Genomic DNA, 12,997 nt, shown 5'->3' with positions numbered 1-12,997 from the left:
CTCTCCTACGCTGCCGCCAACTCGGTGACAACGAAGGGGAGTTGGCTCATGCGTGTGGTGAGACGGCTGGCGGCGCCGCTGGGTGCCGCCGCGATGCTGACGGTCGTGCCGGGGAACGCCCACGCGGCGTCGCCCACGTTCGCGGACGCGACCACGATCGGGACGCACAACGCGTACGACAAGGCCAAGTACACCTACTTCGCCCAGGCCCTCGACTCGGGGGCCTCACTTCTGGAACTGGACGTCTACACCGACAGCATCAGCAAGCGCTGGCGGGTCAGTCACAGCAATCCGTTCGGCGACGACAACAACTGCGAGGCCGCGAAGACTCCGAGCGAGCTGTACAGCAAGAGCCGCAACCAGGACCTCGGCAGCTGCCTCGACAACATCGCGGCCTGGCACCAGCTGCACCCCGACCACCGGCCGATCGTCTTCAAGGTGGAGATGAAGAACGGCTTCAACAACAACCGCGGCCTGGGGCCCGACGAGTTCGACGCACTGGTGCAACAGAAGCTCGGCAGCATCGTCTACAAGCCGTCCGACCTGCTCGGCTCCTCCTACTCCACGCTCGACGAAGCCGCGAAGGCGAACGCCTGGCCCTCCCGGGACTCCCTCAAGGGCAAGGTCCTCCTCGAACTCATCCCCGGCACGGTCGAGATGAACAACCCGTTCGACCACTACTGGACCGACCGGGAGTACGGCGACCACCTGCGCGACCTGTACGCCGCCGGGAACATCTCCAAGGCTCAGGCCTTCCCCGCGGTTCTCGGCGCGGCCACCGGCGACCCGCGCGCCGGCCGCTACGACGCCTCCATCCGCCCGTGGTTCGTGTTCTTCGACGGGGACGCGGCGACGTACGTCGACAAGGGCTACGACACGTCCTGGTACGACACCGACCACTACATCCTGGTGATGACGGACGCGGCCGGCGTCGCTCCGGCGATCTCGTCCACCGACCCGACGGACGCCGAGGTCGCGGCACGCCTGTCGCTGCTCGCCCACGACCATGCCAGTGTGATCACCTCCGACTGGGCGGCGAAGTCGGCGTCGGTCCTCAGTTCGGCGGCCGACCGGGGCTGACGTCCGAACGCAGGGGGCATACCACCCGTACAAAGGTGACAACAGGCATCGATCCTGCCGATACCTGTTCCCCCCACCACCTTCAGGGAGCCCCCATGCTGCGAGGCATCGACGTCAGCGCCTACCAGTCCTCCGCATACGACACGGTGGGCCTCTCCTTCGTCTTCATCAAGGCGACGGAGGGGCGTTCGTATGTGAACCCGAAACTCTCCGCCCAGACGAAGACCGCCCGGGACGCCGGTTGCGTGGTCGGCTTCTACCACTTCCTGTGGCCGGGTGACATCACCGCCCAGGCCGAGTACTTCGTCGGGAAGGCTCCGGAGAGGGCGGGCGACCTGCTCGCCGTGGACTGGGAGACGACCGGCGACGGGACGCATGCGAGCAACGCGGAGAAGGACGCCTTCATCCGCAAGGTGAAGCAGCTCCGCCCGGACCACCGCGTGCTCCTGTACACCAGCCGCCACTTCTGGCTGACCGTCGACACCACGTCCTACGCCGGGGACGGCCTGTGGATCGCCGACTACATCACCGAGGGCCAGCCCCGGATCAAGGCCCGGTGGCGCTTCCACCAGTACACGTCGGACCCGGTGGACCGGAACGTGGCGAACTTCTCCAGCAAGGCGGCGCTCAAGGAGTGGGCCGGGGACGCGTGATGGACGCCCGCCGCCGCTCGGCGGGCCGCCCTCAGGGCGTCGCGCTCGCCGGCTCCGTCGCCGAGGTCCGGTACGGCTCACGTCCGGCGGCCCCCGCGGGGCGCCGGACGCGCTTCGACGAGGCGACGCCTACGCGCGGAACTCCGCGGAGCGCCCGGGCGACGCCTGCTCCAGCGCCTTGGTGACCTCCTCGACGCCGGCGCGCAGGCCGTACACCGGGGTACCGGGCTGCTGGCGCCAGGAGTCGTCGACGCCGCCCGCGTCCACCGTGTCGAAGCCGAGCTCATCGATCAGGTCCCGGACCTTCGCCTTCGCCGACTCGTCGTCGCCCGCCACCGGGAGCGCCATGCGGTCGGCGGCGCCGGCCGGGCGGGGTCGCTCCAGGATGTCCTGCGCGTAGGTGCCGTTGAAGGCCTTGATCACGGGGTGGTCGATCTGCCGTTCGGTCCAGCGGCTCTCGGTGAGGCCCTCGTCCTCGATCGCCGCGATCCTCCCGTCCCGCTGCTGCGGGTAGTAGTTGCCGGTGTCGATCACGGCGACCCCCTCCGCCGCGCCGTCCAGCAGCCCGGAGGGCAGGTCGGGTACCGCCTTCACCGGGATCGTGATCACGACGACCTCTGCGCCGCGGGCCGCCTCGCCGACGCTGACGGGAGTCGCGCCCGTCTCCTCCGCCAGTGCGGTGAGCGTGTGCGGGCCTCGGGAGTTGGCGACGGAGACGTCGTGGCCGAGGGCGGTGAGCCGCCGGGTCAGGTTGCCGCCGATGTTGCCCGCGCCGATGATGCCGATCTTCATGACTGGCCTCGCCCTTCCGGGGGTCGGTGTTCTTCACAGCCTCTGTGGGCAGGACCAACCCCGGGGCACGGCCGGGCTATTCCGTTCTGTGGCGAACGGGTGACGTCCCTGCGGCATACCGCCGACGGGATTCCCGGGTCTGCCCCCGCAACAGGGCGAGCGTCCCCTCCAACTCCTCGCACAGTACGGCGCCGGCGGCCTCCGCGTCCCCGTCCGCCACGGCCCGTACGAGGGCCGCGTGGGTGTCGTCTCCCGTGTTCGCGTCCTGGTCGCGCAGGCCGGTCAGGGACAGCAGGGTGACGAGGCCCTCCCTGAGGGCGGGGGTGAACTCGGCGAAGAGGTCGGCGAGTACCGGGTTGTGCGCGGCCGCGACCACCGCCCTGTGCAGGGCGATGTCGGCGTCGACGAACGCGGCGTCGTCGGCCGCCGAGGCCGTGCGCCGGTCCTCCAGCGCCGCCCGGATCGCCGCGATGTCGTCGGACGTGCGACGGTGCGCGGCCAGGCGGGCCGCGTGGACCTCGACCGCCATGCGGACCTCGTAGACGTCCGTCACCGCCGCCCGCCGCAGCCGGGTGGGCCAGTCCTCGGCGGGCTCGGTCGCGGTGACGAAGACGCCGGAGCCGTGACGCGGCTGCACCAGTCCCGCGCCGGCGAGCGCGCGCAGTGCCTCCCGGACCGTGGAGCGGCCCACGCCGAGCTCCTTGGCGAGCGTGGTCTCCCCGGGCAGCCGGGTGCCGATCGGCCAGTGGCCGCCGGTGATCTGCGCGCGCAGCCGGTCCGCGGCCTGTTCTACCAGCGGGCTGGGGCGGACGGCGTCGAGCGGCATGATGGGATCACCAACTTGTCTGAGGAGTAGAGCGGTTCGTACTTGTCTGAGGAGCTGAGCAGTCGATAGCGTACCGGCATGACGCTCCGCGGTCTCCTTCTCCTCGGCTGCCGCGGCGGGGTTTGACGCGACCGGCGCCCCGCCGCGGGACGCCGTGCTGCCGGTCACCGTCCGACCGAGCCGAAGGCAGCAGCAGACGATGACCACCACCCACGAGACGCCGGTGTGGAATCCCCAGCGTCCCGGCCCCATGCCGTACCACCGATACCGCCCCTTCCACGAGCGCGTGCACGTCCCCGCCGAGGACCGGAGCTGGCCCTCCGCCCGCCTCGAGCGCGCCCCCCTGTGGGTCCCCGTCGACCTTCGGGACGGCAACCAGGCGCTGGCCGAGCCCATGGACACGCCCCGCAAGCGCCGCCTCTTCGACCTGCTGGTCGCCACCGGGTTCAAGGAGATCGAGGTCGGCTACCCATCGGCGAGCCGTACCGACTTCGACTTCGTACGCCATCTGGTGACCACCGGTGCCGTCCCGGACGACGTCACGCCCGTCGTGTTCACGCCTGCGCGCCCCGATCTGATCGACACGACGTTCGACGCGATCGAGGGCCTGCCGAGGGCCGTCGTGCACCTGTACATCGCGACCTCACCGGTGTGGCGCGAGGTCGTGCTCGGGCGGGACCGGGCCGGGGTGTGGCGGACCGTACGGGAGGCGGCGACCCGCATGGCGCGGCGCGCGGAGGGGATGCCGTCCTCGTACGTCCGCTTTCAGTTCTCGCCCGAGACCTTCAACCTCACCGAGCCCGACTTCGTTCTGGAACTGTGCGACGCACTGTCCGAGTTGTGGGACGCGAGCCCCGACCGGCCGGTCACCCACAACCTTCCCGCAACGGTGGAGATCGCCACCCCCAACGTCTACGCCGACCAGATCGAGTACATGCACCGGCACCTCGCCCGCCGGAACGCGGTGATCCTGTCCGTGCACCCGCACAACGACCGCGGCACGGGCGTCGCCTGTGCCGAACTCGCCGTCCTCGCCGGAGCGCAGCGCGTGGAGGGCTGCCTCTTCGGCAACGGAGAGCGCACCGGGAACGTCGACCTGGTGACCCTCGCCCTCAACCTCTACGCACAAGGGGTCGATCCGATGCTCGACTTCCGGGACCTCGACGCGGTCCGGGCGACGGTCGAGCACTGCAACCGGCTGCCGGTCCACCCGCGCCACCCGTACGCCGGCGACCTGGTCCACACCGCGTTCTCCGGCACGCATCAGGACGCGATCAGCAAGGGACTCGACCATCACGCGCGCGCGGCGGCCGAGTCGGGGGTGGCCGACAGGGAGGCCCCGTGGGCGGTGCCGTATCTGCCGATCGACCCGGCCGACGTGGGGCGCTCGTACGAGGCGGTGATCCGGGTCAACTCGCAGTCCGGCAAGGGCGGTGTGGCGTACCTGCTGCGTATGCACGCGGGCATCGACCTGCCGGCCCGCATGCGCCCCGACTTCTCGCGGGTCGTCCAGGAGACGACGGACGACAGCGGGAGGGAGGCGACGCCCAAAGAGGTGTCCGAGCTGTTCCGGGCGGCGTATCTGGAGGAGGGCCAGGTGCGGCTGGCCGCCTGGGAGACGCACCTGGACGCCTCCGGCAGACACCGTTTCGTCTGCACGCTTCAGACCGACGACCGCACCGGGGACCACGAGGGCACGGGCACCGGCCCGCTGACCGCCTTCGCCGACGCCCTCGCCGGCGCCGGGCACACCGTTCAGGTGCTGGATTTCGCGGAGCAGGCGGGCGTGGACGGGGATGTGGTCGCCTACGCCGAGTGCCGGGTCGACGGGACGACCGTCTGGGGAGCGGGCCGGGACAGCTCGTCCGTCTCGGCGTCGGTCCGGGCCGTGCTCTCCGCGGTGAACCGGGCGGCGACCCGATGACGGAGGTGCTGCGGGCGGAGGACGTCGACGTCGTGCGGAACGGGCGGCCGATCCTGCAGGAGGTGTCCCTCACCGTCCGGGCCGGCGAGCACTGGGCCCTGCTCGGCGCGAACGGCGCGGGCAAGTCCACCCTGCTGGGCCTGCTCGGTGCCCTGATCCACCCCACCCGGGGCACCGTTGAGGTCCTCGGGCGCCGTCTGGGGCGCGTCGACCTGCGGGAGCTCAGGTCCTCGGTGGGTCATGTCGACCCGCGTCATCCGCTGAGCTCGCCGCTGCGGGTGCGGGACGTGGTCCTGACCGGGCTGACCAACTCCGTCGAGCCGGTCCCCCGGTCGCAGCCGGCACCGGAACAGGAGGAACGGGCTGGGGAGCTCATCCGGACCCTCGGACTCGCCGACCACCGCGAGGCGCGCTGGCCCACGCTCTCCCAGGGCCAGCGCGGCCGGACCCTGATCGCCCGCGCGCTCATGCCGCAGCCCCGGCTCCTGCTGCTGGACGAACCGGCCACCGGCCTCGACCTGCCGGGCCGGGAACAGCTGATCGGCGCGCTGGAGGAGCTGCGCCTGGCGCATCCGCGTCTGGCGACGGTCCTGGTCACGCACCACCTGGAGGAGCTGCCACCGGGCACCACGCACGCCGTGCTGCTGCGCGAGGGCCGGGTGCTGGCCCTGGGCCCGGTCGCCGAGGTGCTGACCGGCGACCAGGTCGGCAAGTGCTTCGATCTGCCGCTCACGCTGGAGCGGCGGGACGGGCGCTGGACCGTCCGGATCGGCCGCCGCGCATGACGAAGGGGGCGCCGGCCCGCAAGGACCGGCGCCCCCCCTGTCGCGTCACTTGCTCAGGTGCGCCCAGAACTCGTCGAAGGACAGCACCTTGTCGCCGTTGAGGTCACGGGACTTGATGATGGCCTCGGCCACCGCCTCGGTGACGTTCCAGTCGCCCTCCTGAGCCAGGGCGGTCTTGAACTCCGCGGCGGTGATGAAACCGTCACCGTCCGCGTCGATCCGCGCGAAGTGCTTGCGTGCTTCCTCGATGTCCGGCACCGGTCCGCCCCTTTGTGTCGCGTTTCTTCTGTCTTGCTGTCGTACTGACGCAGGTCAGATTAACGGGCCACGCGGGCCCTCAGTGCCGCGACCACCCAGGCGAACTCTTCGTCGGGCGACGGCAGCGGCTCGAGACCGTTCACGACGGCGGTCAACTCGCGGTAGCGGGCGAGTCGGACGTTCGAGACCGCCGTCAGACGCTCCAGTACGGCGGCTCGGTCCCCGTCACCGAGCAGCTCGCGCAACACGTCCTCGGCCTCCGGCGCCTCAGGGGCGATGCCCTGCCGCAGCGCCTGGCCCGCCAACTGCACCAGGCGGCTCATGAACCACAGGGACGTTCCCGCCGGGACGTCCGGCCCCCGGTCCGCAGCGTTGAACTCGACCATCCTGCGCATGTGTGCGCGGAAGTCCGGGTCCTGGATCAGCTCCGCGAGCTCCACCCAGGCGTCGACCTGCTCGGGCGTGGGGTCGTCGGGCAGGTTCGCCGCGGCGAACCTGAGCCGCTTGCGGATGTCGGGGTCCACCGTGTCGAGACCCTCGAAGATCTCCGCCATGAAGTCATCGATGATCCGTTTCCGTTCCGCCGCCGACAGCCGCGCCAGTTTGTTCATCAGAGTCATCTCCTCCGCACTCGAACCCCGTCGCGCCACCGTCGACAGCACCGCCCTGGTCACCTTCAGAGCCCGGATCTGCGCGTCCAGGGCCGCCACGTGCGCGGCCGCCACCTCCGCGACCGTCCGCTCGCCCGCCAGCACTCCGCGCACGTCTGCCAGGCCGAGGCCCAGCTCGCGCAGGGTGCGGATCAGCTCCAGGCGCGCCACGGAGGCTGCGTCGTACAGCCGGTAGCCGCCCGTGGAGCGGGCCACCGGAGGCAGGACGCCCTCGTCCGACCAGTAGCGGATGGTGCGCACGGTCAGTCCGGTGGCGCCGGCCAGGTCGCCGATGGTGAAAAGGCCGGTGCCGTCGTCGATCACGTCTGCGAGTCTGGGCCTTCCAGTGGGTGGAGACTCAAGGAGCGGATGGTGGCCGGGACACTGCGGGACATTCTCGACGCGGCGGCCAGGGATGTCTTTCCGCCACCGGACGGCCGTACGACCGTCGTACCGCAGGCCTCGCACCGGGACGCGGGGGTCCTCTCCTTCACCGCGCACTCCGTCGTGTTCACGGACGAGGACCCGAGATGGGTACGGGAGGCGGTGCGGCGCACCGACTGCGACGCTCTCGCCGCGACCATGAACGCCCGGTTCCTCACGGCCTTCATGGAGCGGACCGGGCGCAGGAGCGAATCCGTCGACGCCCTCCTCGTCGGCTCCCCCCTGCCGGGCGAGCCGTCGCTCGCACTGGAGGAGATCAAGGAGCCCGACCATCCCCGGGTCGTCTACGCCCGCCGGCGGCGCGACGAGGTGCGCGCCTGGGCGGCGGACGGCGGCGTGCTCGTGCTGGGGCGCGGGGTCGCCGGGCGGCTGGAGGTCTCGGTCGAGGTGGACGAGGGGGCACGGCAGAGGGGGCTCGGGCGGCGGCTGGTGGGTGCGGCCCGGCAGTTGGCCGCCGAGCCGGTGTGGGCGCAGATCGCGCCGGGGAACGCCCGCAGCATGCGGGCGTTCCAGGCGGCGGGCTACCTGCCGGTCGGCGCGGAGGCGCTGCTCCTCCTGCCGTGAGGCGTCAGCGGAAGACGCCCGTGTGGCCGAGCGAGTAGCGGCCCGGCTGTGGGTAGACGGCGAGGCCGTGGGGGCCGCTGCCCACCCTGATCCGGGCCAGCTGCCGGCCGGTCTCCGTGTCGATGGCGTAGACCTCGGAGTTGTAGCGGCCGGACAGCCACAGCACCTTGCCGTCCGCCGAGACACCGCCCATGTCGGGGCTGCCGCCGCCCGGCAGGCGCCACTTCTTGGTCAGCCGGTTCTCCTTGAAGTCGAAGACGGAGATGGTGCCCTCGCCCCGGTTGGAGATGTACATCTCGCGGGAGTCGCGGCTGACGTAGAGCCCGTGCGTGCCCTTGCCGGTGGGCAGGAAGGACGGCTCGGCGAAGGTGTCGCCGTCCAGGATCCACATGCCGTCGGCGACCATGTCGGCGATGTAGAACCTCTTGCCGTCCGGGGAGATCTTGACGTCCTGCGGCATGGCGCCGCGGTGGCGCAGCTTCTGCTGGCCGATCACCTTCATCTTCTCGGTGTCGACCTTGAGCAGTTCGCCGCTGAACTCGCAGGAGACGACGAAGTAGCGGCCGTCGAGTGAGAAGTCGGCGTGGTTGACGCCGTAACAGCTCACGGGGACGGCCTTCTTCACCTTCATCGTGTGCGCGTCGCGGAAGACCAGCTGGCGGTCCTTGGAGGCCATCACCACGGCGTACTTGCCGTCCGGTGTGAAGTACAGGTTGTAGGGGTCGTGCACGGCGACCGGCTTGCCCGCCTCGCCGGTCCTCGGGTCGATGGGGGTGAGGGAGTTGCCGAGGTCGTTGTTGACCCACAGCGTCTTCAGGTCCCAGGAGGGCACCACGTGCTGGGGCTGGCGGCCGACCCGGATCGTCTCGATGACCTTGTAGGTCTTCGGGTCGATGACGGAGACCGTGTCGGAGTTGGTGTTGGGTACGTAGACCCGGGACCGGAAGCCCTTGACCACCGGGGAGAGCTGCCCCGGGCGGTCGGCGGCGTAGACGTCCTTGGGGTCGAGCACGGGCGGCATGCCCGGCAGTCCCTGGGGGGCCTGCGGCTGGGCGCGTCGGACGGGCGTCCTGGAGGCGGTGTCCTCGTCCTTCTTGTGGGGGGATCCGCTGCTGCAGCCGGCCAGCACGGCGAGGGCGGCGCCGGCGATCAGTGCGCGCGTGACGTTCGAGGGATGCATCAGCTCAGCAGCTCCGTGGTGGTCACCGCGGCGAGGCCGCGGTCTTTGAGTGCGTGCAGGATGTCGGGGACGGCGGCGACCGTGTCCGGGTACCCGAAGTGCAGGCTCACCACCGATCCGTTGCGGATGTCGTCGGTGACCTTGCGGGTGACGGCGGCGGCCCCCGGTGAGGTGTAGTCGAGCGAGTCGACGTCGTAGGACAGGATGTGCGGGTAGCCGGCGCGGCGGGCCAGGCGTTCGACGAGCGGGGTGGCGCGTTGCGCCTGGGACGGGCGGAACCATGCGCCGATGCCTCCGGTGAGGTGCCGCAGCCGCTCGGCGCATCCCTTGATCTCGGCGAACGCCTGCTGCTCGGACATGGTGTTGATGTTGAGGTGGCGCAGGGTGTGGTTGCCGAGGTCGTGACCGCCCTCGAGGATGCGGCGGGCGACCTCGGGGTGCTCGTCGAGCCAGGTGCCGACCGCGAGGACGGTGACCTTGGCGCCCGCCTTCTCGGCCGCCTCGAGGATCGCCGTGGCGTAGGAGGGGTCGCCCTGGCCGTGGAAGGTGAGCGCGACCCGGGGGCGGTTGCGTGGACCGTTCGCGATCTGGGTGGGCCGCCCCGGGAGGGAACGCGGGACGGGTGCGGCGACCGGGACCCGCGATCCGGTGGCGGAGCGCGAGGTTCCGGTGGGGCGGGAAGGGAGGGCCCGGTGGACGACGGTGTCGCCGGGGGAACAGCCGGCGGCGAGGGCACCGGCGGCGAGCCCCGCGCCCACGCGCAGAGCCGCGCGGCGGCCGGGCGCCGTGCGCGCGGTGTCCGTCTCGCGGTCGGGCCCACGGTCGGTCTCACGGTTGGACGAGGAGGGAGGGACGGGGGTGGTCACTCTCCCCATTTAAGGACGGGTTGATGCCGAAATCGACGATTTGACCCTTTCCTGGAAGAGGCGGGTCGCGGTCACCGCTCGGCGACCCGCATCTCGAACCAGGTGGTCTTGCCGCGCGGCAGCAGGTCGACGCCCCAGCGGTCGGCGAGTTTGTCGACGAGGAACAGGCCACGGCCGCTGAGGTCCAGTTCCTGTACGGGCATCAGGCACGGCAGTCCGCGGGAGGGGTCGCGGACCTCGATGCGGATCCAGCCGCGGCGCCGCAGCATCCGTAATCCGAAGACACGCGCGCCGGTGTGGCGTACGGCGTTCCCGACGAGTTCGGAGACGAGCAGGACGGCGTCCTCGGTCATGCGGGGACCCAGGCCCCACTGCCGCAGGATCACGACCTGGGCGAGCCTGCGCGCGGTGGCGGCGGATTCCGGCCGGGACGGCAGCGGAACATCGGCCTCGGCGGGGTTCCCGTACAACTCCAGCGCCTTGAGCGCCTGTTCGTCCTCGACCGCAGGCGACCAGCGTGCCGCGGTGGCACTCCCGTGCTGCCGCGACGGCTCCATACCCTCCAGCCCCGCCATGGACCCATCATGGCCGTCCGGAGGGGGGCTCGGGGTCGTTACGACGGAATACGCCCCCCGGAAGCACACATTCCTCACCATTCGACTGGCATATGCCAGTCGCAATCCGGGGGTTGCCGGACCCCAACTGGCCTGCGGAAACGGGCCAGTTGGGGGCAATCGCCGACTGAGGTCGGCACGACAGCCTTAAGGTTGCCTTAAGGCTTCCATAATCCGCCCCATCGGGGGACACGCAACCGGACGCCGCGTCAACTACGAGTGGATCAGCGGGACTTGCTGAACAATGCTCAGGTTATGGCCCTGTGGGCCGGTCCTCAGACGAACTTCGCCTTGCCCGGCCCCTCCTCCACGAAGCTGCGCATCCCGCGCTCGCGGTCCTCCGTCGCGAACAGGCCCGCGAACCAGGTGCGTTCGACCGCGAGACCGGTCTCGATGTCCGTCTCAAGACCCGTGTCGATCGACTCCTTGGCGGCGCGCAGCGCGATCGCCGGACCCTGGGCGAGCTTCGCGGCCCAGGCGTGCGCCTCGGCGTACACCTGCTCGGCGGGGACGACCCGGTCGACCAGGCCCAGCGTCAGCGCCTCGTCCGCCTTCACCTGGCGCCCCGTGAAGATCAGGTCCTTGGCCCTGGACGGGCCGATCAGCCGGGCCAGCCGCTGCGTGCCGCCCGCGCCCGGGATGAGGCCGAGCAGGATCTCCGGCTGTCCCAGCTTGGCGTTCTCGCCTGCGATGCGATAGTCGGCGCAGAGCGCCAGCTCGCAGCCGCCGCCCAGGGCGTAGCCGGTGACGGCGGCGACGACGGGCTTGGGGATGCGGGCGACGGCGGTGAAGGAGTCCTGCAGGGCGCGGGAGCGCAGGACCATCGCGGTGTGGTCCATGCCCTGCATCTCCTTGATGTCCGCGCCCGCGGCGAACACCTTCTCCCCGCCGTAGAGGACCACGGCGCGCACGTCGTCGCGGCGCGTGACCTCCTCGGCGAGCTCCTTGAGCCGGTCCTGGGTGGCGACGTCCAGCGCGTTCATCGGCGGGCGGTCCAGGCGGACGGTGCCCACGCCCTCGGCGACTTCGAGATGCACAGTCATGGGAGGAGGTTAACGGGGACTAACGGCACCGGGCCCGGTGTGCTCGCTCACAGCGGCACACGGGGCCCGGTCAGGTGCGGATCGGCCGTTACTTGATCCACTGGTCCCAGGGCATGTTCCAGCCGTTGAGCCCGTTGTCGGGCGCGACCGTGGCGTCGTGGGAGTTCTTCACGATGACGACGTCACCGATCATCGAGTGGTTGTAGAACCAGGCGGCCGCCACCGAGCTGTCGTAGCCGCCCTTCACGTCGCGCAGGCCGACGCAGCCGTGGCTGGCGTTGTAGTTGCCGAAGGCGTCGCCGCCCCAGTAGTTGCCGTGGATGAAGGTGCCGGAGTCGGTCAGGCGCTGGGCGTGCGGCACGTCCTTGATGTCGTACTCGCCGCCGTAGCCGACCGTTTCGCCGTTCATCCGGGTCACCACCTGGCGCTCGCTGATGACCATCTGGCCGTTCCAGGTGTCGTAGCCGGGCTTGCCCGTGGTGACCGCCAGGGTCTTGACGACCTTGCCGTCCTGCTTGACGACCATCGTGTGCGCCTTGGCGTCCACGGTGGAGACCTGGCTGCGGCCGATGGTGAAGCTCACCGTCCTGGCCTGCTCGCCGTAGACGCCGGGGCGGCCCTGGACGCCGTCGAGGTTCAGGTTCACGGTGACCTTGGTGCCGGGCTTCCAGTAGTCCTTGGGCCGGAAGTCGAGGCGGTCGTTGCCGAACCAGTGGCCGCGGACCTCGACGGCGGGCTCGGTCTTGATGGTGATGGCCTTCTCGACGTCGGCCGGGTGGGTGATGCCCCGGCTGAACCGGACCGAGAACGGCATGCCCACGCCGACGGTGGAGCCGTTGTCGGGCGTGTAGACGCCCACGAAGGTCTGCTTCGGAGTGAGCGTGGTGAACGAGGAGTCCGCGGCGGAGGTCAGGCCCGAGGCGTCCTTGGCGACCGCGTGCACCTTGTACGTGGTGGCCGCGGCGAGGTGGGTCGACGGGGTCCAGGAGGCACCCCCGCCGGTGATGGTCCCGGCGATCTCGCGGCCCTTGGGGTCCTCGACCCTGACCTGGGTGAGTCTGCCCTTGGCGGCGGTCACCTTGAGGGCGCCGCCGGTGTCCACGCCCTTGGCGCCGTCCTTCGGGGCTATGGTGACGACGGCCTGCGACTGCTTGGCCGCCGCCTTGCCGGAGTCCTTGTCCTTCGCGTCACCGCTCGCCCCTCCCCCGCCGCACGCGGTGGCGGTCAGCAGGAGGGCACCGAGTATCAGCGCCGAGAAACTCTTGCCACCACGTCCCCGCGCACCGGTCGACGCGCCCGATATGGGTCGCCCGTTCAC

At 70.9% G+C, this 12,997-nt stretch carries 14 protein-coding genes; 5 read left to right on the top strand and 9 right to left on the bottom strand.

Annotated elements, in window-relative coordinates:
* The first annotated feature begins 48 nt into the window (after positions 1-48).
* Entirely contained in the window at positions 49-1,080 is a 1,032-nt protein-coding gene (locus C3488_RS04560; protein ID WP_181138878.1) for a phosphatidylinositol-specific phospholipase C domain-containing protein, read from the top strand.
* Between the two features lie 95 nt (positions 1,081-1,175).
* Positions 1,176-1,733 carry a glycoside hydrolase family 25 protein gene (locus C3488_RS04555; RefSeq protein ID WP_103837995.1) on the top strand — a complete coding sequence of 186 codons (558 nt, stop codon included), beginning with the start codon at positions 1,176-1,178 and terminating at the stop codon, positions 1,731-1,733.
* Between the two features lie 129 nt (positions 1,734-1,862).
* Here the strand turns inward: C3488_RS04555 and C3488_RS04550 are convergent, their stop codons facing one another.
* Positions 1,863-2,525 (bottom strand): NADPH-dependent F420 reductase, encoded by a 663-nt coding sequence (locus C3488_RS04550; RefSeq protein ID WP_103837994.1) that lies wholly within the window; start codon positions 2,523-2,525, stop codon positions 1,863-1,865.
* A 76-nt stretch (positions 2,526-2,601) separates the two neighbouring features.
* A complete protein-coding gene (locus C3488_RS04545; protein ID WP_103837993.1) occupies positions 2,602-3,351 on the bottom strand; it encodes a FadR/GntR family transcriptional regulator in 750 nt (249 codons plus the stop codon).
* 199 nt (positions 3,352-3,550) lie between these two features.
* On the opposite strand from C3488_RS04545, the gene leuA reads away from it, so the two are divergent.
* Positions 3,551-5,275: a 2-isopropylmalate synthase gene (gene leuA / locus C3488_RS04540; RefSeq protein ID WP_103838081.1), complete on the top strand. Its 1,725-nt coding sequence runs from the start codon at positions 3,551-3,553 to the stop codon at positions 5,273-5,275.
* Positions 5,272-6,060 (top strand): ABC transporter ATP-binding protein, encoded by a 789-nt coding sequence (locus C3488_RS04535; RefSeq protein ID WP_103837992.1) that lies wholly within the window; start codon positions 5,272-5,274, stop codon positions 6,058-6,060. The genes leuA and C3488_RS04535 overlap by 4 nt, the downstream gene beginning before the upstream one ends.
* Before the next feature lie 45 nt (positions 6,061-6,105).
* Here C3488_RS04535 and C3488_RS04530 read toward each other — a convergent pair whose 3' ends face one another.
* Together C3488_RS04530 and C3488_RS04525 are read right to left on the bottom strand one after the other, a co-directional pair.
* Positions 6,106-6,318, bottom strand: a complete 213-nt coding sequence (locus C3488_RS04530) for an EF-hand domain-containing protein (RefSeq protein WP_103837991.1) — start codon at positions 6,316-6,318, stop codon at positions 6,106-6,108.
* Between the two features lie 59 nt (positions 6,319-6,377).
* A complete protein-coding gene (locus C3488_RS04525; protein ID WP_103837990.1) occupies positions 6,378-7,292 on the bottom strand; it encodes a MerR family transcriptional regulator in 915 nt (304 codons plus the stop codon).
* Positions 7,293-7,337: 45 nt separating this feature from the next.
* On the opposite strand from C3488_RS04525, the gene C3488_RS04520 reads away from it, so the two are divergent.
* Entirely contained in the window at positions 7,338-7,976 is a 639-nt protein-coding gene (locus C3488_RS04520; RefSeq protein ID WP_103837989.1) for a GNAT family N-acetyltransferase, read from the top strand.
* Positions 7,977-7,980: 4 nt separating this feature from the next.
* Here C3488_RS04520 and C3488_RS04515 read toward each other — a convergent pair whose 3' ends face one another.
* The 5 genes from C3488_RS04515 to C3488_RS04495 form a co-directional block, all read right to left on the bottom strand.
* Positions 7,981-9,156: a beta-propeller fold lactonase family protein gene (locus C3488_RS04515; RefSeq protein WP_103837988.1), complete on the bottom strand. Its 1,176-nt coding sequence runs from the start codon at positions 9,154-9,156 to the stop codon at positions 7,981-7,983.
* The gene (locus C3488_RS04510) at positions 9,156-10,031 is read right to left on the bottom strand and encodes a polysaccharide deacetylase family protein (RefSeq protein ID WP_103837987.1); all 876 of its coding nucleotides are present in this window, start codon (positions 10,029-10,031) and stop codon (positions 9,156-9,158) included. The genes C3488_RS04515 and C3488_RS04510 overlap by 1 nt, the downstream gene beginning before the upstream one ends.
* 62 nt (positions 10,032-10,093) lie before the next feature.
* A complete protein-coding gene (locus C3488_RS04505; RefSeq protein WP_103837986.1) occupies positions 10,094-10,597 on the bottom strand; it encodes an ATP-binding protein in 504 nt (167 codons plus the stop codon).
* A gap of 314 nt (positions 10,598-10,911) precedes the next feature.
* The gene (locus C3488_RS04500) at positions 10,912-11,679 is read right to left on the bottom strand and encodes an enoyl-CoA hydratase/isomerase family protein (RefSeq protein WP_103837985.1); all 768 of its coding nucleotides are present in this window, start codon (positions 11,677-11,679) and stop codon (positions 10,912-10,914) included.
* Positions 11,680-11,767: 88 nt separating this feature from the next.
* Positions 11,768-12,997, bottom strand: coding sequence for an Ig-like domain-containing protein (locus tag C3488_RS04495; RefSeq protein WP_258053289.1), 1,230 nt, complete (start codon positions 12,995-12,997; stop codon positions 11,768-11,770).

This window comes from Streptomyces sp. Ru72 (assembly GCF_002920635.1).
Taxonomy (GTDB): domain Bacteria; phylum Actinomycetota; class Actinomycetes; order Streptomycetales; family Streptomycetaceae; genus Streptomyces.
Note: the sequence above shows the minus strand (reverse complement) of the source record. Positions and strands in the feature narration are given on the sequence as shown.

Excerpts from the sequence above, each read along its gene's own strand:
- C3488_RS04560 (WP_181138878.1), top strand. The coding sequence starts at position 49 with ATGCGTGTGGTGAGACGGCTGGCGGCGCCGCTGGGTGCCGCCGCGATG.
- C3488_RS04555 (WP_103837995.1), top strand. The coding sequence starts at position 1,176 with ATGCTGCGAGGCATCGACGTCAGCGCCTACCAGTCCTCCGCATACGAC.
- C3488_RS04550 (WP_103837994.1), bottom strand. The coding sequence starts at position 2,525 with ATGAAGATCGGCATCATCGGCGCGGGCAACATCGGCGGCAACCTGACC.
- C3488_RS04545 (WP_103837993.1), bottom strand. The coding sequence starts at position 3,351 with ATGCCGCTCGACGCCGTCCGCCCCAGCCCGCTGGTAGAACAGGCCGCG.
- leuA (WP_103838081.1), top strand. The coding sequence starts at position 3,551 with ATGACCACCACCCACGAGACGCCGGTGTGGAATCCCCAGCGTCCCGGC.
- C3488_RS04535 (WP_103837992.1), top strand. The coding sequence starts at position 5,272 with ATGACGGAGGTGCTGCGGGCGGAGGACGTCGACGTCGTGCGGAACGGG.
- C3488_RS04520 (WP_103837989.1), top strand. The coding sequence starts at position 7,338 with ATGGTGGCCGGGACACTGCGGGACATTCTCGACGCGGCGGCCAGGGAT.
- C3488_RS04515 (WP_103837988.1), bottom strand. The coding sequence starts at position 9,156 with ATGCATCCCTCGAACGTCACGCGCGCACTGATCGCCGGCGCCGCCCTC.
- C3488_RS04510 (WP_103837987.1), bottom strand. The coding sequence starts at position 10,031 with ATGGGGAGAGTGACCACCCCCGTCCCTCCCTCCTCGTCCAACCGTGAG.
- C3488_RS04505 (WP_103837986.1), bottom strand. The coding sequence starts at position 10,597 with ATGGCGGGGCTGGAGGGTATGGAGCCGTCGCGGCAGCACGGGAGTGCC.
- C3488_RS04500 (WP_103837985.1), bottom strand. The coding sequence starts at position 11,679 with ATGACTGTGCATCTCGAAGTCGCCGAGGGCGTGGGCACCGTCCGCCTG.